Genomic DNA, 22408 nt, shown 5'->3' on the forward strand with positions numbered 1-22408 from the left:
CTATGAATGAAGAACAAATCCAGCAACTACTTACCTACTTTCGCAACGAAGCCGAAAAGCCCGTTTCTGTAGCTGAACTTGAAGAGGTTTTCCAAGTTCAAGGTAGTGAAAATTTTAAAGAACTGGTGAAGTCATTAAATGAAATGGAAACCCGTGGACTTGTCGTACGCACAAGAAGTGATCGCTACGGTGTTCCGGAGAAAATGAATCTCGTTAGAGGCCGTGTGCAAGGTCATGCGAAGGGATTTGCGTTTATTATTCCTGAAGTTGAAGGGGAGAAAGATGTCTACGTTTCTCATGCTGACCTTGAAAGTGCGATGAATGGAGATACCGTTTTAGTTCGCTTGCATCAACACTCTAAAGGGGCTAGACCTGAAGGGAAAGTCGTTCGAATTCTTGAGCGTGGTGTAAAAGATGTCGTCGGCACGTATCTAGACCATGAATCGTATGGAATGGTTGTAGCGGACGATAAGCGTATTCCAAATGATATTTTAATTCCAAGTACAGCAAAAAAAGGGGCTGTAGATGGACATAAAGTAGTCGTCTCGATTACAAAGTACCCTGAGGGCAGAATGAGTGCAGAAGGAGAAGTAACGAAAATTCTCGGTCATAAAAATGACCCGGGTATGGATATTCTCTCGATTATTTATAAGCACGGTATTCCGCTTGAATTTACAGATGAAGTACTTCAACATGCTAATTCAATTAGTGAGGAAATTGATCCGAATGATATCGAAGGCCGTCGTGATTTACGAGATGAAGTGATCGTTACCATTGACGGTGCGGATGCGAAGGACCTTGATGATGCTGTTCATGTGAAGAAACTAAACAATGGAAACTACCTTTTAGGTGTCCATATTGCAGATGTCAGTCATTACGTGACAGAAGGCTCTCCGATTGATAAAGAAGCGGCAGATCGTGCGACAAGTGTCTATTTAGTCGACCGAGTCATTCCGATGATTCCGCATCGTCTTTCAAACGGGATCTGTAGTTTGAATCCACAAGTGGATCGTTTAACATTATCTTGTGAAATGGAAATTACACCGGATGGTCAAGTTGTTAAGCATGATATTTTCCAAAGTGTGATTAAAACGACTGAGCGCATGACTTATACAGATGTGAATAAGATTCTAGTCGATGAGGACGAAGAAGTAAAAGCTCGTTATGAATCACTCGTGCCTCATTTTCAAGATATGGAGAAACTTGCGTCGATTTTGCGTAATAAGCGTTTCGAACGTGGTGCAATTGACTTTGATTTTAAAGAAGCGAAAGTTCTTGTTGATGAAGAAGGTAAAGCGAATGATATTGTGCTTCGTACACGATCAGTAGCTGAGCGTTTAATTGAGGAGTTTATGTTAGCGGCCAATGAAACGATTGCGGAGCACTTCCATTGGTTGAAGCTACCGTTTGTGTATCGTATTCATGAAGATCCGGATGCTGATAAGCTGACAAAATTCTTAGAGTTTATAACGAACTTTGGTTATGTTGTGCGCGGAAATGCCAATACTGTGCATCCTCGTGCTCTGCAAAAATTGCTTGAGGAAGTACGTGGAGAGCCTGAGGAAACCGTTATTAGTACGGTTATGCTACGCTCGATGCAGCAGGCTAAGTATGATCCGAATAGTTTAGGACACTTTGGGTTATCAACAGAGTTTTACACACATTTCACATCACCAATCCGTCGTTATCCGGATTTACTTGTCCACAGGTTAATTCGCACCTACTTAATCAAAGGAAATGTAGATCCACAAACACAAGATCATTGGCGTGAAAAGTTACCAGATTTAACTCGTCATTCGTCTGAAATGGAGCGACGTGCCGTTGACGCTGAGCGTGATACGGATAGCGTGAAGAAAGCTCAATACATGGAAGATAAGATTGGGGAGACGTTCCAAGGTATGATTAGTGGTGTGACCAACTTTGGATTGTTTGTCGAGCTAGAAAATACGATCGAAGGACTTGTGCATGTAAGCTACTTAACGGATGATTACTATCATTATGATGAGAAGCAATATGCGATGATTGGTGAACGTACCGCTCAAGTATTCCGTATCGGCGATGAAATCGAAGTACGCGTTGTCAACGTTAATGTAGATGAAGCTTCGATTGACTTTGAGGTCGTTGGTATGAAGCCGCGACAGCCTCGTGAACATAGAAGTCGTCCGAAAGTAATCGAAGGCGGCAAGCGTAAGAAGCGTGCTGGTCAAGGCGGAGGAGAATTTGACCGCAGACGTGGTGGAAGTAGTAAAAAAGGCAACAGTCAAGGTCAAGGCATAAATTTAAGTGAGGGCGGAAGTGGCGAAGGCTCTCGTAAAAAGAAAAAGAAGAAAGCTTTTTATGAAAATGCACCAAGCGTGAAACGTAATAAAGGTCGTAAGAAGAAGCGTTAATACGATTATAGGCTGTCTGCTTAGGTGGACAGCTTTCTTGTTGAATAGGGTACACTCTTCTAATTGACGTGTTCCTCTCCTTTTTGCTAAGATGGAAGAACGAAGGAAAGCACGAGGTGTCGGACAATGGCTGGAACACAAGGAAAAGTAATTGCCCAAAACAAAAAAGCAAGACATGATTATTTTATTGAAGAAACATATGAAGCAGGCATGGTTTTACAAGGTACAGAAATAAAGTCGATGCGTGCAGGCAGAATGAACTTAAAAGATTCATTTGCTCGCATTAAAAATGGAGAGATGTATCTTCATAATGCGCACATTAGTGAGTACGAACAAGGGAATCGTTATAACCATGAACCAGAACGTGCACGTAAGCTATTGCTTCATAAAAAGCAAATCAACCAACTTATTGGTTTAACGAAGCAGCAAGGTTATTCGCTTGTTCCGCTTAAAGTGTACATTAAAAATGGCTATGCGAAGATCTTAATTGGACTTGCTAAAGGTAAGAAGAATTTTGATAAGCGTGAAACATTGAAACGTAAAGATGCAAAACGTGAAGTGGAACGTGCCTTAAAGGATCGGATGAAAGGGTAACACTTCCAGTTGCAAGAAAAAGTAAGAACTGCTATAATTGAAGTCCAGAGCACAAATGTTCTGGGCTTTTGATTCACAAAGGATGCCTTCGGTAATACGAGGTACTTCCACATAGTTTTATAACATGGGGACGTTTAGGATTCGACAGGGATAGGTCGTGCTTATGTTGCGAGTCGAGGGGGTCGGCCTCGTTAAAACGCCAAAGCCTATAACTGGCAAAGAAAACAACAACTTCGCAGTAGCTGCCTAATAGCACTCTGCGGTTCCACCCTCCATCGCCCATGTGGTAGGTACTGGAACTCACTCTAAGTGGGCTACGCCGGTTGCTCTCCGTCTGTGAGCGAAGGAAGAGATTGATCAGACTAGCCGTTCGGACGCCTGTTACTGGGCAGAAGAATTGGCGAAATGCTAATACAGTAACTACACTCGTAGAAGCATAAGTGTCGTTGTTTCTGGACGTGGGTTCGATTCCCACCGTCTCCACCATACTTATACCGTCAACCCGATCACTGCAACAGGTGATCGGGTTGTTTTGTTATAAAGAGAAAAACGCATTCTCGAAATTTTGTTTTAAAAGTAATTTTTCATATAATTATTTCCGTGGTCTTTTTCAATCTTTAAGACTCTATACATAATCAATAGACGGTCTGTGAAAACTACTATATAGTAAAAAAATCCACAATTTATCCACAGTGTTGATGGAGGAGGGAATGATGGTGCTAAAGGGCTCTATTGTATGCTGTTTATTACTTTCTTTTATTGCTACTTCTTTTAGTCACTTACACTTAAACAGTCAAAACGATCATTTCCCATCCTATATCACCGGTGATTTAGACGGCTTAGAGAATATAGGCGGTTTAACTTATTCTCCAGCTGTCGAATTTATCGAATTTAGCTCAATATCATCCCCTTTTCCTAATTTAAATCGGTATTCGTCTACTGAAAGAAGCTATCTTACTTCTTATATTCCTTTACTTAAAGTAAAAACGTTTCTTATGACCATTAAATTCAAAAGTACATTCTTCTCTTTTTGAGTTATTCACATAGTTACTAACAAAAAGGAGATGAAAACGGTGAATAATGAATTAAAGGAACCGATTACAGGATTAGTTGTGGGTATCGTGTTAATGATTGTTGTTTTTCTTGTAGTCCATTTTGTATTTGGCTTAGAAGCCTTTTCATAATGAAAAAGGGTGACCCTTGATAAGGGTCACCTACAAAGCTTTAAGCAGCAAACTTCTTACATTCTTCAGCACATTTAAAGCATGCTTCAGCACAATTTTGACAATGGTCATGATCATGCTTCTTACACTCATTTCCACAGTCTTCACAAATTTTAGCACATAAACTAGCTAATTCTTTAACGTAAGGTGTTCCTCTTCCTAAGGCTTGTTCAAAATATCCACAGATATCAGCACATTCTCGGTCTAATCGTATACAATCTCTCATCATATCCATATCTTCTTCTTTCAGGCAGGCATCATAACAATGGTTACAAGCAGTCATGCAACCATGTAAAAGAGAAATGAGTGACGTGTAATTTTCGTGTGACATATAAACCCCTCCTTATTTTATTTTACATATACCACACCTCGTAATGCTTAAACAGGTATCAGGATAAAATGAATAATAAAACACAATAATAATGCTTTTACCCCCAACCAAATCATGCAAAATAAATGAATGTTCATGAAAAATTGTCTAAAAAAATATTACCTTTTTCATGCGGCGAAGATAAGCAAAGTGCCTAAATGAAATATTCAGAATGAACAATAATAGTCATTGTTTACTTTTTTGTAAAAATGATGGATATATAAATGAAGAAAGGCTTATATAAAGATAGAAATTAGGGATTTTTAGGAGTTTAATAACTATATCTTCATGAGAATATAGATGCTAATTTGCTGATTTTAAGAATGGTTGTTTGCATCATAGGGGTACCATTAGGCTTATTTTGGAAAGAGTATATGCGCGTCTAAGGTGAAAAAAGCATAATTAAACGTAATGAAATAGTACTAAGGAAGAAGAAATTCACCTTTATAACCTTCTTCAAGGGGCAATTGCAGGGTCACACGTATTGATATAGGATACGAATGTATTTTGTTCATTGTGAAGGTGGGGGGTGATCTGTTTTTGTTTATTAAAAAGCTATCAATACTTTTGATTATAAATAGTCTTATTTTAGGAAGTGTTATACCCATACATGCTGCATCAGCTGAAGAACAAGGGTTAAACAAAGAGAGTAAATATGATAATTACGGTGTAAGTGCTTCTCATCCTGCTGCTGTTGAGGCAGGGATGGAGGTTCTTGAAAACGGAGGAAATGCCGTTGATGCAGCAATTGCTGTTTCCTATGCACTAGGGGTTGTAGAGCCTTATGGATCAGGGATTGGCGGTGGTGGTCAAATGCTGATTTTACCTCCTGAGAAAGAAGAGCCGGTCGTTTATGATTACCGGGCAAGTGCAACGTCAGATGAAGAATGGAATCAACAGATTTCAGGCGTACCTGGACTAGTGAGAGGACTTGCTATCATTCATGAGGATTTTGGGTTAACGCCAATGGAGCATCTTATTTCACCTGCTGTTTCTCTTGCAGAAGAAGGGTTCGAAGTCGATTACCTATTATGGGAACGTCTAGAAGCTGCTAAGCCACGTCTGCCAATTGGTCAGCTGCCGCACTTCTTCCCGGATGGGCAAACAATCGAGCCAGGAAAAACTTTAAAGCAGCCAGAGTTAGCAGAAACATTGACGGCGATTCAAGAAGGGGGAGCAAGAGCATTTTATGCCGGAGAAATTGGTGAAAAATTAACAGAAATCGTTCCTTATTTAGACGCTGAAGAGTTAGCGGCTTATGATGTAGAAATTACAGAAGCTGTAAAAGGCGAGCTGGAGAGTGGGACGCTTTACTCCGCGAGTGCTCCTCTAGCTGGTGTCTCTGTAGTTCAATCCATGCTGCTTGCTGAAGAATTGAATATAGCCGAAACAAAAGAAAATGAATTTGAATTTGTTCATATTATGAATGAAATATCTAAGATCACAAAGAATGAGCGGATTACGAAAGTAGGGGATCCGGAATTTGCTGATGTTGATGTGGACAAGCTCACAAATGACGAGCATATCAAAGAGTTAGCAGGTCAAGTTTCACTTTCTGAACCATCAAAAGAAAAGATATTTGATGAAGAGAGAGAACATGATGAAAAGACAGATACGACACACTTTGTCGTGGTTGACCCGGATGGAATGGTTGTATCAGCAACCGATACACTCAGTAATTTCTTTGGGTCCGGAGAGTATACTGCAGGGTTCTTTCTAAATAATTCAACGGAGCAATTCAGCGAATTTAGTGATTCTCCAAATAAATATGAACCAAATAAACGCTCAAGAAGTTTATCAGCACCAACTATATATGTTGATGAGGAGCGAGTAATAGGTATTGGGACACCGGGAGGGAACCGAATTCCCTCAGTAATGGCCCAAGTATTATCAAGGCATTTATATTTTGATGAGCCTCTTGCAGATGCAGTAGAAGCAAAACGGTTTTACGGAGAAGATGATGTCTTGTACGTAGAAGAAGGGTATTCTGAGGAAGTTCTAGGCAATATGGCAAGAGCTGGTTATCAATTTGAAAATAAGAGACTGGCCGTATATTTCGGCGGAATTCAAGCACTTGAGCTAAACAAAGCAGACGGAACCATTAATGGGATTGCCGATATGAGACGAAGCGGGTTATGGGATGCGAAGGATCTATTTAAATGGAATGAGTTTTTTGAAAATCTGTTCTTTGTCTTCTTTATATTAGGTATTATTTTCCCATCTCTCCACCTGCTGCATTCACTGCCTTGGTTCCGTTCAAAGGGAGAAAGTATTAAACAGAAGCTTGAAGAGGAAAAAGGAATTAGCGTTTTGGTTCCTTGTTATAATGAGCAAGGAATTATAGAAACCTCATTAAAAAATATGAGCTCCTTACCTTATAAAAACGTGGAAGTCATCTATATTAATGACGGCTCTAATGATCAAACGCTCTCTTTCTTAAACACTTATTTAAAGCTTAAACCGAGTAATAAAGCTCCTTTAAAAAAATTATCACATAAGAGCGTGAAGAATTTTTATCAATCGGAACTGTATCCTTTTATCTACGTGGTTGATAAAGTAAACGGTGGAAAAGCAGATGCCTTAAATGCCGGAATTGAATATGCAAGCAAGGATATTGTCGTTTCCTTGGATGCTGATACCGTTTTAACAGAAAATGCTTTGCCTAAAGTGAATGAAACATTTGAAGATGAAGATGTGGTCGCTGCAGGAGGCATGGTACATGTCCTACAAACGAAAACATCGAACCCATTAAAACGCTTATCGTTACGTCATGCAAACTTCCTTGTCCGCTTGCAAATGTTTGATTTTCTAAAAGCATTCTATATTACAAAGGTCTCTTTAGCACGTTTTCATGCATTAGCCGTTATTTCAGGTGCATTTGGGATATTTAGAAAAGAAGCATTGCTTGAGGTCGGAGGATACAGGTCGACAATTGGTGAGGATATTGACATCACTTTAAAAATGCATGAGTACATCCTTAAACATGTGAACAAAAAGGTTGTCCATATAGGAGATGCCATCTCCTATACAGAAATGCCTGAAACGTGGAAGGACTTTTTCAAACAACGCGTGCGCTGGCAGAAGGCATATATTGATTGTGTGATTCATTTCCATTCCTTCTTTAGAAAAACATTATTTAGAAAGGCTGTTTCTTTCTTTTATATCTTTGAATCATTTTTAGTGGGGATTGTATCAGCATTTATTATGACTGGCTTCTTTATTGTTAATGCGATCGTTTCTCCTCCTGAATCATATCTATCCTATGTGCTGTACTATCTAACGTTCCTCCTTATCTTCGGGGTCGTATATGATATAGCAGCTTTGATAATGAATCGATATCATGGATTTAGGTTTCAATGGAGAGATATCCCTTCCCTATTTATAACAATTCTCTTAGATGTGTTTGTCTATCGTTTTGCATTGATGTATATCGTGATGCACGGGACAATTGAGTATTTCTTTAACACAGATTGGAACAAAGTTTCTCGTACCGGACGGAACTATCAAACTGAAACAAAGCCAGGTACAAGTCCTGCTGCTTAAATAAGGCAGAGGATATAGTTGTCATAAATCGTAAATGCTCATTTTTTAGTGGGCATTTACGTATTTTATGCTGTAGGTAGAACGGAGGTGTCATTATGTCTGATAAGGTAAAGAAGTTTGTGCTTATTATTATTACTGCATGTGTAGTGCTTGTTGTTGGAGCGGGGAGTTACGTTTGGAATGCAGCGACTTCTGCTTTCGGTAGTATTCAAGAAAGCTTGGATCGCTCAAAGTCAGATAAACGGTTAGAAGAGCTTAATTTAGATGAGGGAGATCCCATTTCAGTTTTATTAATGGGGGTAGATGAACTTGAAAGCAGAAATGACCTTGGCCGTACTGATACCATGATTTTATTAACGATTAATCCTAGTGTAGAATCGGTTAATATGGTCAGCATTCCACGTGATACGTTAACAAGTATTAGAGGTCAAGCAACTACCGATAAGATTAGTCACGCACATGCAATGGGCGGCAGAGAAACGGCTATTTATACAGTTGAGCATTTCTTAGATGTTCCAGTCGATTATTATGTTACTGTCAATATGGAAAGTTTTAAAGATACCGTCGATGCTGTTGGGGGAATCGAAGTAGAAAATGATCAAGAGTTCACATTTCATGGGATGCATTATCCTAAAGGGACCATTAAGCTCGATGGTGAAAAAGCTCTTGGTTACTCACGTATGAGGCATCTAGACCCCGATGATGATTTTGGCCGTCAAGAAAGACAGCGTCAAGTGATGGCAGCTGTTATGGAGAAGGGAGCAAGCATCTCTTCGCTCGCCAACTTTACTGATATTTTAAATGTAGTTGAAGACAATGTCACAACGAATTTATCATTAGGTGAATTGTGGGACATTTATTCGACCTATAATGTGGCCATTGATGAAATCGAGCAACATCAGATTGAAGGGGAAGATATAACGAAAGATGGAATTTATTATTTCTCTCCTGATGAAGAAAAACTAGAGCAGCTATCAAACGTGCTAAAAGAACATCTTGAGTTAGAGAACTAGCTGATTGGTCTTCAATCAGCTTTTTTTCTTTCTCCAGGCATCTCTCTATCAAAATGAAAATAACTATGTTATGATGATGGTAAGTTAATAGACGGTAGGAGACACGGAGAACCAATTTGCGTAATAACGAACCTGTTATTATGCTTGTTGTCGTTTCTTCGTGTCTTTTTTGTATATAAAAATAATGGAGGTTTTATGATGAATACTCATTTTTCAGCGAGTTCAAGAGAAGAGCAGTTAAGCAAGATGATGAACGAAAAGTATGATGTCTTAGTCATTGGTGGCGGAATTACAGGGGCCGGAATTGCCCTTGATGCGACACTTCGTGGAATGAAAGTGGCGCTTGTTGAAATGCAAGACTTTGCAGCAGGTACATCGAGTCGTTCAACAAAGCTTGTTCACGGTGGATTACGTTATTTAAAGCAATTTCAAGTTGGTATGGTGGCAGAAGTAGGGAAAGAGCGAGCAATTGTTTATGAGAACGGGCCACATGTAACCACACCAGAGTGGATGATGTTACCGATGCATAAGGGCGGAACATTCGGTAAAAGAAGTGCATCTCTTGGGCTGTTTGTGTATGACATGCTAGCAGGTGTCAAAAAATCTGAGCGTCGTAAAATGTTATCGGCTAATGAAACGTCTGAGAGAGAACCACTTGTTAAAAAAGATGGTTTAACAGGCGGTGGGTACTATGTTGAGTATCGTACAGATGATGCTAGGTTAACAATTGAAGTGATCAAAGCAGCAGCCGAGCATGGTGCTGATATTATCAACTACACGAAAGCAGAAGAATTTTTATATGATGAAAATAAAAAGGTATCTGGCATTGTTGCAGGTGATTGCCTGACAAACAAAATGTATCATCTTCACGCGCGTAAAGTGATTAATGCTGCTGGGCCTTGGGTAGATCAGATGATTGAAAAAGATTACTCGAAAACAAATAAACAATTACGTTTAACAAAAGGGGTTCACTTGGTCATCGATCAATCCGTCTTCCCACTACGTCAGGCCATTTATTTTGATACACCAGATAAACGTATGGTGTTTGCTATTCCACGCGATGGGAAAACATACGTTGGAACAACCGATACCTTCTTTGATCAAGACCTTGCTCATCCGAAAATGACTTCAGAGGATCGTGAATACATTTTAAATGCCATTCACTATATGTTCCCTGACGTATTAGTAACAGAAGATGATGTTGAGTCAAGCTGGGCCGGTGTCCGTCCGCTTATTTATGAAAAAGGAAAAGATCCTTCTGAAATCTCAAGAAAAGATGAGATTTGGGAAGGAGAAAGTGGCCTTCTAACAATGGCTGGTGGCAAGTTAACTGGGTACCGTAAAATGGCGGAATCGGTGGTTAATTTAATTGCAAAACGGTTTAAAGAAGACCAATATAAAGTTTTCAGTGATTGTCAAACCAAGAAGTTTCCGATCTCAGGTGGCGATGTTGGTGGATCGAAGGGACTAGAGCCATTCGTCGAAACAAAAGCAGAAGAAGCTACACAGTATGGCCTAACGAAAGAAGAAGGGCGAAAGTTAGCAGCGATGTATGGATCGAATGTTGATAAACTGTTCCATTATGCGAAAGCGTTCGACATGGAAAAAAGTACGAACCTTAGCCGTTATGTCTATGCAAAAATCAATTACGCTATCCATGAAGAGATGACGGTAAAGCCTAGTGATTTCTTCATCCGTAGAACAGGCGCGCTATTCTTTGATATTGACTGGGTACGTACGTGGAAGGAACAGATCCTATCCTATATGAAACATGAACTTGCTTGGACGGAAAAAGAAACGTCCCACTACCGTGCAGAGTTAGAAAAAGAAATCTGTGATGCAGTGATCCCTGTTGATCTTCAAACAAATAAGACAGCAGAAAGACGCTCTTCCTAATAGGAGAGCGTTTTTTGCTTGTATTTACGGTTTTAACACAACTTTTATGCAATCATCTTCATGATTATTAAACAACTCATACCCTTTATTTGCATCTTGAAGGGGAAGGGAATGCGTAATAATTTCTTTTGGATCAAAATCGTTATTGTTAATTTTGTCTAGCAATATAGGCATAAAAGGGATAACAGGTGCCTGCCCCATTTTAAGTGTAATGTTCCGAGCGAAAAAGGCGCCAAGAGGAAAAGAGTTATAGAGGCTTCCATACACTCCAGTGATTTGAACCGTTCCTGCTTTTCGAACTGCTTTTGTTGCTATTTGAATAGGGCCGAGGGTGCCCCCTTGTAGTTTTAATTTCTGTTCAAGAAATTCTAAGGGTGATTTCTTCCCGTCCATTCCAACGCAATCGATGACTACATCAGCTCCACCATGAGTCATTTCTTTTAAATATTCCCCCATGTCTTTAAAAGCTGCAAAATCAAAGACTTCGACTTGGTTCATTGCTTTAGCTCGTCGTAATCGGTAATCTAGGTAATCAACTGCAATTACTCTTTTTGCTCCATGCATCCAAGCAAACTTTTGAGTCATTAGCCCCACTGGACCACAGCCTAAGACGATAACAGTATCTCCTTTTTTAACGCCTGCGTGTACAACGCTCCAATAGGCAGTGGGTAGAACATCACTTAAAAATAGTAACGATTCATCCTCTAGTTCGCATGATTCAGGAATCACAAAGGGGGTGTAATTACCAAAAGGCACCTTTAAGTATTCAGCTTGTCCTCCTGGATGGTTCCCAAATTTTTCAGTGTAACCAAAATAGCCACCAGAATCATAATGAGGGTTAGAATTATCGCATTGACTCGTTAAATCGTGTTGACAGTAAATACATTCCCCACATGATACATTAAACGGTATTACGACACGATCTCCTTTTTTAACCCTTTCTACATCAGGTCCAACTTCTTCTACGATTCCCATCGGTTCATGACCGATTATATAACCTTTGGGAAGAGGCATGTTTCCTTGATACAAATGAAGGTCAGACCCGCAAATGGCCGTAGAGGTTATCCTAACTATCACATCATCTTTCTTTTCAAGCTTAGCGTCTGGAACTTCTTTTACTTCAACATGGTGGTTTCCTTGATAGGTTACAGCTTTCATGTTCTGACTCACTCCTAACGATTATGATCTTCATTAGTATTTGGTAAGGAGGTAGTCTTATTCATGAGGCAGAATGGTCGCTAATCAAAAAAAGTAGGAGCCAGGCATAGTTGCATGTGGCTCCTTTTTCACTCTTAAGAGTCTAATACTATAATTTTATAAGGAGTTGTTTGGGCTGGGATGCTTTTTGTGGTCGAGGTGTAGAATATGACTAGCTCACGACTTGGAAGAGTTGAAGCATCTAGTAACTCTCCTTCTTGATTAACGATCAATGTTTCATGATCAATCGTTAACGCTAGCTCGTTATCAAAACTAATAAGCTGTTCATCAAATGTTGAAACCTTTATCTCTCCCATATCATTGAGCCCATCGATCACCAAAATATCAGGGGGAATAGTGGGAGGATAGATCATCGTAACCGGTTTCTCTTTGTGGTAATACGCAGCAAGTTGTTGTCCCACATGTAGGTCCTCGTACTTGAAATCAACTGTATCTGTGTTTAGTAAAATAAGGTCTTCCTCCGTTAAAGGGAGGATCATCTCTGAGTCTTCCTCTTTATTTTTTACGATCACTCGTGTGACGCAATCAACCTCTTCAATTGAATCAATTTCTCCTTCGTATTTCATGTACTGAGAGGTTCCTTCATCTTCTGTATGATCTATTGGATTTGCTTCTTCCATGGCATCATTCTCACTTGCTAGCACCAATATTCCACTAAAGATAAGAGCACTAACAAAAGCCGCTAGAGCAGCTAGCTTTAGAATCTTCACGTCACATCACTCCTTATTCTCTACTAATGAAACGTCTCTTAAAGGAAAATGGTAACAAAATAAGGATATTTTTTTAAGTGGCGACTTATGTATCTAGTCTTTTGGCAAGAAATGACTTAGGATATATGAGGAAAGGAGCTGTTGACACTGAAAGCATATCGTTTTCCTTTATTTTTAATTGCAGCCATTATAATAGGTAGTATTTTAGGTATTGTACTAGGTGAACAAGCAGAAGTATTAAAACCCTTGGGGGATATCTTCTTAAATCTAATGTTCACCATTGTGGTCCCGCTTGTCTTTTTCTCGATTAGTGCCGTTATTGCGAACATGTCTAATTTAAAGCGTCTAGGGACGATCATGACATGGATGATGGTCGTTTTTATTGTGACGGGCATCATTGCTTCTATTGTGATGATTGCAGCTGTTACGATTACTCCACCAGCACAAGGGGTACAAATCCAGCTTGAAACACCAGAAAATATTGATGAATCGATCAGTCTTGGTGAACAGATCGTAAAAGCAATCACCGTGCCTGATTTTGTAGAGATTTTCTCTAGGACAAGCATGCTTGCTCTAATTATTATGAGTGTACTCGTAGGATTTGCAACGAATCTTGCTGGTCAGGAAGGGCGAATCTTTGCTCAGTTTCTAAAGAGCGGGGCAGCAGTCATGCGGAGGTTAGTTGGGATCATTATGTATTACGCTCCTATTGGTCTTGGCGCGTATTTTGCTGCCTTAGTAGGGGTATTCGGGCCAGAGTTATTAGGAAGTTATGCGAAAGCAATGATTGTTTATTATCCTGTTGCTATTTTGTATTTCTTAATTGGCTTCACTCTTTATGCTTTTATTGCTGGAGGTAAGACGGGAATCAAGGTGTTCTGGAAAAATATTCTCACGCCTTCAATTACGGCTCTCTCGACGGGTAGTAGTGTAGCGACAATACCTGCAAATTTACAAGCAACTGAGAAGATGGGAGTCCATAAAGATGTTCGCGATGTGGTGATTCCACTGGGTGCTTCCATTCACATGGATGGTTCAGCCCTTGCGGCAATCTTAAAAATTGCCTTCTTATTTGGTATTTTTCAAATGGATTTCCTTAGTTTCCAAACATTTGCGATCGCAATCGGAATTTCACTACTTGTCGGAACGGTGATGAGTGGGGTACCGGGTGGCGGCTTTATTGGGGAAATGTTAATTATTACAATGTACGGATTTCCTATCGAAGCTCTACCAATCCTGGCGATTCTTGGAACGCTAGTTGACCCACCGGCCACGATGGTTAATGCATCAGGAGACGCTGTCTCAAGTATGCTTGTTTCAAGAGCAGTGGAAGGCGACGAGTGGATGGAAGAAGCCGAACGTCCGGCAAGTTAACCAGAAAAGAAGCTTTGGCTTGGAGCCAAAGCTTTTTTTTAGTGCTCATTTAACTGTGAAAGGGGCACCTCTTGTTCAGAATCCGGCTGATCAAGCGGATAGATTCTTGCCATTTGAGTGGTTTCGTCCACATGTTGAATATAGATCGACTTGTCGTTGTACGTCACATTAGCCATGACGGGTGATGATGCGATTTCTTGTGCGCGAAGTGAGTTCATCGTTACATCCTCCTTTTTTGTCAGGTATAGGATGTGTTAGATCAACAGTAATTATTCTTTGATGTAGAGCGGTTTTTCCTAACAAAAATCCCTCCGCACTATACGAAGGGATATCGTCATTATTTATTTGTTGTTTGGGCAAGTCTCACTAGCATATGTGCTAGGTGATGACGTTGGTCCTGATCGCCTAATAACCATAGTTCTTGAAGTAATTTCTCTTCACGGTTTCTAGGCTCTTCTTTAGCTGATAAATAGTCGCCGACTTTCTCAGCATACTTAGCTAACGTTTCTTCACTTAAACCTAATTTTTCACCTTTTGCTACTTTGTCACCTAAATAATCCTTGAACCTATCAAAGTTCTCAAGAATTTCTTCTTTTTGTTCAGGAACAGCTTGTTGAACTTCACTTTCAATTTTGTTCTCGTTCATGTTATAAAACCTCCTGATCTTTATTTGGTGTACAGTGGTCTGTTCCCGTATATTTAGAAGCTAAACATGAACTTGAAAAAAAAGGGTTTCATCAAACCGATGCTTTTGAGAGAGTGAAGTAACTTAAAACGCCCAAAGTGATCGTTATTAATAGTAAGGTAAATAATTCAGCAACGTATTGAGTACTCCCTGGTAGTGCTATGATCCAGTCTATGATGGGTGTATGAATGGCGGGGATGAATAGTAGGAGCACAACGATTGTAAGAGGTGATAACATCGCCCATTGCCCAAAACGAAAGGAGAGCGATGCGAGCAAAAATAATAACATGCCAAGTGTGCTCATGATCAAACTATCAGCCAAAATGTTGATCATAAATTCGTTTCCTGTTGATAAAATAGTACTCCACATGAAAAAAGTAACCTCATTTTCTATCACGAATGGTTGAATGAAGTTCATGATGAAAATATATAGTTGATTCAATAGAGCAAATGAAAGACTTAGGAGGATGGTGAATAACGTTATCATCAGGACAAATGCTTTTCTGGTCACACCAAGATGAATGGAATGAGAAAAGTCCCCTGCACTCATTAAGCGATAACAGATTTTCAGATAGTGTAAGTTTTCCTTCATCGATAAGGTAAACATCTTGAAATAAATTACTGACCTCATCAATTAAATGAGTAGAAAGGATGATCGTTCTTGGGTGAATGGTATAGTCATCTAGAAGAAGGTCATAGAAGGTTTGTCTGGCGGCAGCGTCCATACCAATGTATGGTTCATCAAAGATCGTTAAGGGTGCTCTACTGGCGATCCCAATGGAAATACCAAGTGCTGACACCATTCCTTTTGATAGCTGAGACACTTTTTTGTGAGCAGGAAGCTTGAAGGTCTCAATTAACTTTAATGCAAAGTCTTTATTCAAGTTAGGGTAATAAGCAGGTGCAATTTTAATAATATCTTTTATTTTCATTGTTTCTTTAAAATTGCCACTTTCTTTAATAAAACAAATTTGAGGTTGAACAGTAGGGTTATCAAAAGGGGACTGGCCATTGATAAGAATGTCGCCTTCTGTTGGCAAGGACTGTCCGGTCATCATTTTCATAAGCGTCGTTTTACCTGCTCCGTTTCTTCCGAGTAATCCGTATATCCGATTTTCTTCAAATGAGCAGGAGATTGAATCGATGATTTTCTCTTTTTTTATTACCTTTGAAACCTTATCTACATCTATTAAACATGTCATTTTAGTTGCCTCCCTTTGAAATCATCTCAATGATAGCTTCTTTTGAAAGTTGGAGTTTCTCCGCTTCGTGCAGCAAGGGCACGATGTAATCCTCATTGAACTTCTGGCGTCGTTCTTCGAGCAATTGCTCACGTGCGCCTTCTGCTACAAACATTCCAACACCTCTTCGTTTAAATAAAATGCCTTTGTCTACTAAAAGATTAATGCCTTTAGCTGCAGTAGCCGGATTTATTTGATAATGTTTTGCAAATTGGTTCGTTGAAGGAGCTTGTGTGCCCTCTGGAAGCTCGTTATGAATAATATGATCTGATATTTGTTCGGCAATTTGTAAAAAGATAGGCCTGGTATCATCAAAACGCTCCATCATTACCTCCTTGGTTAATTACTTATGTAACTAACCATATTACAATTACAAATTATTGTCAATGATAAAAGGGGAAATGTGTATTTGCCTAGCAAATAATAGTTTTCCAAAAGTTGTTTTTAAATTTGTCAACATGTCGAGTGACGAAATTGCATTTAGATATGATTGAGAACAGCATGATAGCGCTTTACTATTAAAGTATAAGTTCATTACTTTTTTGGGGGGAAATACGATGCCAAATGAAAATACAAAAGCCAATTCAGGTGTGAAAGCAAAGATTCAACGCTTTGGTAGTTACTTAAGCGGAATGATCATGCCTAATATTGGAGCATTTATCGCTTGGGGGATTATTACAGCGTTATTTATTGAAACGGGATGGCTGCCGAATGAGAATTTAGTTCAACTCGTTGATCCAATGATTATTTACTTATTACCTTTATTGATCGCCTTTACAGGGGGGCGAATGGTTTATGATATTCGAGGTGGAGTAGTTGGGGCCACAGCTGCGATGGGTGTCATCGTCGGTGCAGATATTCCGATGTTTATCGGAGCGATGATTATGGGACCACTAGGTGGATATGCGATTAAAAAAGTCGATCAACTCTTCGAAGGAAAAGTGCGTTCAGGGTTTGAAATGTTGGTTAATAATTTCACAGCAGGATTTGTTGGATTAATTCTAACCATACTAGCTTATGTAGGGATTGGACCTGTTGTTTTAGCATTTAACGGTGTGCTAGCTGCTGGTGTGCGTGTCATTGTAGATGCTGGAATGTTACCACTTGCAAGTATTTTTGTAGAGCCAGCTAAAATTTTATTTTTAAACAATGCGATTAATCACGGAATTCTTGGACCTTTAGGTATTCAAGAAGCGACTGAGACAGGTAAGTCCATTCTCTTCATGCTCGAGTCAAACCCTGGTCCTGGCCTTGGAATTCTATTAGCATTCATGGTTTTTGGAAAAGGGGCTGCTAAATACTCTTCAGGGGGAGCGGCAGTTATTCACTTCGTTGGAGGGATTCATGAAATTTACTTCCCTTATGTTTTAATGAAACCGATGCTATTATTAGCAGCTATCGCTGGAGGAATGAGTGGAGTTTTTACATTCCTACTCTTTAATGTAGGGCTGGTTGCAGTTCCATCACCTGGTAGTATCGTTGCCTATATGCTTATGACACCACGTGGGGATCACCTTGGAGTCATTTTAGGAATTATTGTTGCCACAGCAGTTTCATTTGCAGTAGCATCTCTCATCTTAAAAAGATCGACAGATGACGATCAAGAATTAGAAGAAGCTACTTCTAAAATGGAAGCAATGAAAGGGAAGAGAAGCAGTGTTGCTGGAGCATTAAAGTCTGATTCAGAAGAAGCTACGACAACTCCTGACCAAGTAGGTACGATTGATCGAGATCAAGTCAAAAAGATTGTCTTTGCTTGCGATGCTGGAATGGGATCAAGTGCGATGGGGGCTTCGATTTTAAAGAACAAAGTAAAGAAAGCAGGACTTTCAATCGAAGTAACAAATAAAGCTATTAACCAAATTCCAGATGATGCTGATCTCATTATCACACATAAAGATTTAACAGATCGTGCTAGGGCAAAGCAACCGAATAAGGCTCATATTTCAGTTGAAAACTTTATGAATGGTGCAAAGTATGATGAAATCGTGAATGAATTAAAAGGCGACGACTAAAATACCTCGCCCGAATAAACGGGGGTGATGAGATGTATTTGTCAGCACGAGAAAAACATATTATTGACTATTTGTTAGCTAATGAAGAAGGTCTGACGATTAAAGAAATAGCTGATAAGCTTAACGTGAGTTCACGGACGATTCATCGTGATATACAAGGCGTTGAACCTACCCTTCACCAATTTGAATTGAGACTTGAAAAACAAACAGGTGTCGGATTAAAACTAATCGGTAGCGTAGAGAAACGTAACAAGTTAAGAGAAATGGTAAATGAGATAAAGAGAGATGAGTATACCCCGGAGGAGCGACAACAATTGCTCCTCTCCATTCTTCTTCAAAAGCGGGAGCCGGTGAAATTGTTTACATTGGCCAAGGAAATTGGTGTGACCATCGCGACGATAAGCAATGATTTGAATAAAGTGAGCGATTGGCTTGAAGCCTTTCAATTAGAGATGGTCCGAAAGCGAAGCTATGGGATTGAGATACAAGGGGATGAGCCTAATAAGCGTAGAGCGTTAAGGCGTCTCATTACTGAAAAAGTGAGTGAAGAAGAACTTCTGTCTTTATTAGAGGTTCATCGGGCGAAAAGTGAACTTAAAGACCAAACCTCAGAGAAGTTACTCCATCTCATTGATGTGAAAATCATTCTAGATGTGTTAGCGACACTCCATGAATTAAGGGAACGAGGCGAGTCGATTGCTGATGTTTCGTTTATAGGGTTAGCTGTTCACTTAAGTTTGGCAGTAGATCGAATTAATCGAGGTGAAAGGATTGAAGGTCACCTCAATAAGATAGAGAAGATTACTCAAACAAAAGAATATCAAGTCGCTAAAAAGCTAGTCCTTCTTTTAGAAGAGAAATTTTCTATTGAGATTCCACCGATTGAAATCGTCTATGTCACCATGCATCTCTTAGGTGCTAAACAAGGAGATGAAGGTGGTCTACTTCTACAAGAAACGTCTCTCGATTTGGCGATTCGGACGAAGCAGTTAATCGATGAAGTCGGAGAGGCCACAGGTGTGACGCTTAGAGGTGATCAATCTTTATTAGAAGGCTTGGTCAGTCACTTAAAACCTGCTTTATTTCGAATTGAACAAGGCATGACGATTTATAACGCTTTGCTTCCTAAAATAAAAAAAGATTACAAAGAATTGTTCTTGCTTCTCCAAAAGAAAGTTCCGGAAATTTTTCCGAAATGGGAGTTCCCCGAAGAAGAAATTGGCTTTCTGGTCATGCATTTTGGTTCTTCGATTGAGGGAGCGAAGCATAAACGAGGTTTGAAGGCAATTGTAGTCTGTTCGAGTGGAATTGGAACATCAAAATTGTTAGCAACACGACTTGAAAAAGAGATACCTGAAATTCGTGAATTAACTCATATGTCAGCCTTTGATATGAGTCAAGATAAAGTATCAGAGCAGACGATCGTCATTTCCACTGTACCTCTTCCTTCTATAGAGTCTTATTTTCTAGTTAATCCATTCTTATCCAAAAAAGAAGTGGATCGAATACGTCATTCTATTCATACGAAGGATTGGGTGAGAGCTGATAACAGTGAACGACAAGCTGAAATTGCGGGGCAACATGATGAGGTTAAAGAGTGGTTGAAGGAAGATGCTTTAACTAAACTAGAGAGCATTCAACAAATTAGCAACCTTATCAATTCCATTTTAACTCAGTTTGAATTGAAAACATGGTCGCATCTCTTAAATACCAATGCCTTCATTCAACAATTAGCACAATATCAAGAGGAAAAGCATTTAGTAGAAAATAGTGAACGCGTAGCAGAAGCTTTAATAGAAAGAGAGCAATTAGGTGGCCTGGCTATCCCGGGTACGCAGTTGGCACTCTTTCATACCCGCAGTGATGATGTGAAAGTAGCCACCTTTACTGTACATGAGTTACCAGAGCCGATGCAGATGAGAGGCATGGATAACGAAGAATATGAAGTGAGTCGAATTCTACTTATGCTAGCTCCAGAGATATGGAACAAGCAAGGGCTGGAACTCATGAGTTTCATTAGTGCTTCCATTATTGAAAGTGACGAATCGATTCAGCGATTTGAAACAGGGGATGAACAAGCCATATTCACATTATTAGAGAGAAATTTAAAAGAGTATTTAATTACGAAACTACAAAAATAGGAGTGATTCAACATGGCTAAAGCAGTATTACAACTAGACAATATCCTTTTTGGTGAGCAGGTACAATCTAAAGAGGAAGCAATCCGCAAAGTAGGAGGGCTACTTATTAAAAATGGTTATGTGAATGAAGAATATGTCAATAAAATGATGGACCGTGAAGCACTAACATCTACGTATATGGGCAATTTCTTAGCGATTCCACATGGTACGGAAGAAGCGAAAAAAGAAGTCGTAGAATCTGGAATTACGATTATGTTGTTAGATAAACCAATTGATTGGGATGGGAACGAAGTAAAATTAGTGATTGGAATTGCTGGTAAGGGAGATGAGCATTTATCGATCCTTTCTAATATTGCGATTACATGCTCAGATGAAGAGACACTTGAACAAATCCTCTCAGCTGATTCAAAAGAAACATTAATGAATTTCTTTCAAGAGGTAGAGTAACATGTTAGCCGTTCATTTTGGAGCTGGTAATATTGGGAGAGGCTTTATTGGTGAGGTATTACACTCAAATGGATATGAGATTTGTTTTATTGATGTCTCGCAACCATTAATTGATCAGTTAAACGAAAAAAGATCTTATTCGATCCGTTTAGCTCAAGAAAAAGACGAAACGATCGAAATTAATAACGTCTACGGATTAAATAGTATAACCGAAGAGTCGAAGGTGATAGAGACCATTGCACAAGCAGACCTTGTTACGGTTTCTGTTGGCGTCAATATTTTACCCCTTATTGCTCCGGTACTTGCCGCAGGCTTAAAGAAACGGCTAGAAGTAGGAGCAAGACAGATTGATGTAATTGCTTGTGAGAATGCAATTGGAGCGACCACCGCACTAAAAGGCCATATAAAAGCTCAAGTTGACGACGCTACAATCTGGGAAGATATTTTGTCTAACACAGGATTTCCGGATGCAGCTGTTGATCGGATTGTTCCAAATCAAAGCCGTGAAGGACTTGATGTAATGGTTGAACCTTTCTTTGAATGGGTCGTTCACACAGAGGGGTTGAAGATTGAGAAGCGTTTAGATGGTGTTAGCTATGTCGATGAGCTCACACCTTATATTGAACGTAAGCTGTATACAGTAAACACAGGTCATGCGTGCATAGCCTATCTAGGCTTTGTTCATGAAATTGATTCTATTGCTGAGGCGGTCAAAAATCCTACCATTCGTCGCGAACTTGAAGGTGTATTAGAGGAGACTGGTCGCTTGTTAGAAGTGAAGTACCACTTTGAACGAGAGGAACTTAAAGCGTATCATCAAAAAATAATTGGTCGTTTCGAAAATAGTCATTTATCTGATCCAGTTGAACGTGTTGGTCGGAACCCAATGCGAAAGTTAAGTGCAAATGATCGACTTATAGGTCCTCTTGTACAATTACATGAACGTAAGATCAACGCTCAACACTTACTAAAAGTAACTGCCACTGCCTTTTTATTTGATGTAGCACAGGATGAAGAAAGTGTGCAAATTCAGCGTTTAATTAAGGAACGTGGCTTGCTAGAAACGATTGCCGAGGTCACCTCTCTTTCACCAGATCATCCTTTAGCAGAAGAGATTGAACGGGCAGTAGCGGAACTTTTAAACCAATAAGTGAGAATCCCTTGCCCTAATCACAGGGCAAGGGATTTTTTAGTTCATAGGTTAGTTCATTGAGGGCCATTTCCATTCCCGTAAGGAAATTGATTGGTGTACCCTTGGAATTGTTGATAACTTTGTTGCATCTTTTGGGCATCGGCTGCTTCTAGGGCATAGAAACCTTTGCGGAACATGACATTATATAGATCACGTTGGCAGTTTTGTGTTTGTTCGCAAATGCCAGCTAAGTCTTGATAAAGGGCAGTGTGGCTCGCTTCATTCAATGCGATGCTATATGAGGACGTCATGTATTTTTCCGTTGCAAGCTGATCATTAATAAAATCACGCTCAGACATTTGAGGTGTTTTAGGAACTTGTAGTTCTGGGTTTTGGATTTTATTTTGCTGGTTCAT

General features: G+C 39.6%; 20 protein-coding genes and 1 other RNA gene. 12 read left to right on the forward strand and 9 right to left on the reverse strand.

Annotation, left to right across the window (positions count from 1 at the left end; all coding sequences use genetic code 11):
• Window positions 1-2: 2 nt before the first annotated feature.
• The 4 genes from rnr (at window position 3) to AB3N04_RS13990 (ending at window position 4018) form a co-directional block, all read left to right on the forward strand.
• A complete protein-coding gene (gene rnr / locus AB3N04_RS13975; protein WP_368503345.1) occupies window positions 3-2390 on the forward strand; it encodes a ribonuclease R in 2388 nt (795 codons plus the stop codon).
• Window positions 2391-2516: 126 nt separating this feature from the next.
• Window positions 2517-2984 (forward strand): SsrA-binding protein SmpB, encoded by a 468-nt coding sequence (gene smpB, locus AB3N04_RS13980; RefSeq protein ID WP_368503346.1) that lies wholly within the window; start codon window positions 2517-2519, stop codon window positions 2982-2984.
• Window positions 2985-3110: 126 nt separating this feature from the next.
• Window positions 3111-3470: a transfer-messenger RNA gene (gene ssrA, locus AB3N04_RS13985) on the forward strand.
• Between the two features lie 224 nt (window positions 3471-3694).
• On the forward strand, window positions 3695-4018 hold the full coding sequence (locus tag AB3N04_RS13990) for a hypothetical protein (RefSeq protein ID WP_368503347.1): 324 nt from the start codon (window positions 3695-3697) through the stop codon (window positions 4016-4018).
• Window positions 4019-4208: 190 nt separating this feature from the next.
• Here AB3N04_RS13990 and AB3N04_RS13995 read toward each other — a convergent pair whose 3' ends face one another.
• Window positions 4209-4538, reverse strand: coding sequence for a four-helix bundle copper-binding protein (locus tag AB3N04_RS13995; protein WP_368503348.1), 330 nt, complete (start codon window positions 4536-4538; stop codon window positions 4209-4211).
• Window positions 4539-5117: 579 nt separating this feature from the next.
• On the opposite strand from AB3N04_RS13995, the gene AB3N04_RS14000 reads away from it, so the two are divergent.
• The 3 genes from AB3N04_RS14000 to AB3N04_RS14010 all read left to right on the forward strand — a co-directional run bounded on the left by AB3N04_RS14000 (window position 5118) and on the right by AB3N04_RS14010 (window position 11029).
• Complete coding sequence (locus AB3N04_RS14000; protein ID WP_368503349.1) at window positions 5118-8120, forward strand: gamma-glutamyltransferase; 3003 nt, start codon at window positions 5118-5120, stop codon at window positions 8118-8120.
• Window positions 8121-8215: 95 nt separating this feature from the next.
• The gene (locus AB3N04_RS14005) at window positions 8216-9133 is read left to right on the forward strand and encodes an LCP family protein (protein WP_368503350.1); all 918 of its coding nucleotides are present in this window, start codon (window positions 8216-8218) and stop codon (window positions 9131-9133) included.
• A 198-nt stretch (window positions 9134-9331) separates the two neighbouring features.
• Window positions 9332-11029 carry a glycerol-3-phosphate dehydrogenase/oxidase gene (locus AB3N04_RS14010; RefSeq protein ID WP_368503351.1) on the forward strand — a complete coding sequence of 566 codons (1698 nt, stop codon included), beginning with the start codon at window positions 9332-9334 and terminating at the stop codon, window positions 11027-11029.
• A gap of 24 nt (window positions 11030-11053) precedes the next feature.
• On the opposite strand, the gene AB3N04_RS14015 is transcribed toward AB3N04_RS14010, so the two are convergent.
• Window positions 11054-12187, reverse strand: coding sequence for a zinc-dependent alcohol dehydrogenase (locus AB3N04_RS14015; RefSeq protein ID WP_368503352.1), 1134 nt, complete (start codon window positions 12185-12187; stop codon window positions 11054-11056).
• 134 nt (window positions 12188-12321) lie between these two features.
• Window positions 12322-12957 carry a hypothetical protein gene (locus tag AB3N04_RS14020; protein ID WP_368503353.1) on the reverse strand — a complete coding sequence of 212 codons (636 nt, stop codon included), beginning with the start codon at window positions 12955-12957 and terminating at the stop codon, window positions 12322-12324.
• Window positions 12958-13104: 147 nt separating this feature from the next.
• Between AB3N04_RS14020 and AB3N04_RS14025 the strand changes: the two genes are divergently transcribed.
• Window positions 13105-14331, forward strand: a complete 1227-nt coding sequence (locus tag AB3N04_RS14025; RefSeq protein WP_368506059.1) for a dicarboxylate/amino acid:cation symporter — start codon at window positions 13105-13107, stop codon at window positions 14329-14331.
• Window positions 14332-14369: 38 nt separating this feature from the next.
• Here AB3N04_RS14025 and AB3N04_RS14030 read toward each other — a convergent pair whose 3' ends face one another.
• From AB3N04_RS14030 to AB3N04_RS14050, 5 genes are all read right to left on the reverse strand, one after another.
• Window positions 14370-14549, reverse strand: coding sequence for a small acid-soluble spore protein H (locus AB3N04_RS14030; RefSeq protein ID WP_317121439.1), 180 nt, complete (start codon window positions 14547-14549; stop codon window positions 14370-14372).
• Window positions 14550-14668: 119 nt separating this feature from the next.
• Entirely contained in the window at window positions 14669-14977 is a 309-nt protein-coding gene (locus AB3N04_RS14035; protein ID WP_317121438.1) for a DUF3243 domain-containing protein, read from the reverse strand.
• A gap of 91 nt (window positions 14978-15068) precedes the next feature.
• Window positions 15069-15386, reverse strand: a complete 318-nt coding sequence (locus AB3N04_RS14040) for a hypothetical protein (protein ID WP_368503354.1) — start codon at window positions 15384-15386, stop codon at window positions 15069-15071.
• Window positions 15387-15399: 13 nt separating this feature from the next.
• Entirely contained in the window at window positions 15400-16218 is an 819-nt protein-coding gene (locus AB3N04_RS14045; protein WP_368503355.1) for an ATP-binding cassette domain-containing protein, read from the reverse strand.
• Window position 16219: 1 nt separating this feature from the next.
• A complete protein-coding gene (locus tag AB3N04_RS14050) occupies window positions 16220-16585 on the reverse strand; it encodes a GntR family transcriptional regulator (protein WP_368503356.1) in 366 nt (121 codons plus the stop codon).
• Window positions 16586-16814: 229 nt separating this feature from the next.
• Between AB3N04_RS14050 and AB3N04_RS14055 the strand changes: the two genes are divergently transcribed.
• Genes AB3N04_RS14055 through AB3N04_RS14070 form a run of 4 tightly spaced genes read left to right on the forward strand, consistent with a single transcriptional unit; the run spans window position 16815 to window position 22010 of the window.
• Window positions 16815-18272, forward strand: a complete 1458-nt coding sequence (locus AB3N04_RS14055; RefSeq protein ID WP_368503357.1) for a PTS mannitol transporter subunit IICB — start codon at window positions 16815-16817, stop codon at window positions 18270-18272.
• Between the two features lie 32 nt (window positions 18273-18304).
• The gene (locus AB3N04_RS14060; protein ID WP_368503358.1) at window positions 18305-20413 is read left to right on the forward strand and encodes a BglG family transcription antiterminator; all 2109 of its coding nucleotides are present in this window, start codon (window positions 18305-18307) and stop codon (window positions 20411-20413) included.
• Between the two features lie 12 nt (window positions 20414-20425).
• Entirely contained in the window at window positions 20426-20860 is a 435-nt protein-coding gene (locus tag AB3N04_RS14065) for a PTS sugar transporter subunit IIA (RefSeq protein ID WP_368503359.1), read from the forward strand.
• Window position 20861: 1 nt separating this feature from the next.
• Window positions 20862-22010, forward strand: coding sequence for a mannitol-1-phosphate 5-dehydrogenase (locus AB3N04_RS14070; protein WP_368503360.1), 1149 nt, complete (start codon window positions 20862-20864; stop codon window positions 22008-22010).
• A 56-nt stretch (window positions 22011-22066) separates the two neighbouring features.
• Here the strand turns inward: AB3N04_RS14070 and AB3N04_RS14075 are convergent, their stop codons facing one another.
• A complete protein-coding gene (locus tag AB3N04_RS14075) occupies window positions 22067-22408 on the reverse strand; it encodes a spore coat protein (RefSeq protein ID WP_317121430.1) in 342 nt (113 codons plus the stop codon).

Source organism: Alkalihalophilus sp. As8PL (genome assembly GCF_040939795.1).
GTDB classification, from domain to species: Bacteria; Bacillota; Bacilli; order Bacillales; family Bacillaceae_D; genus Alkalihalophilus; species Alkalihalophilus lindianensis.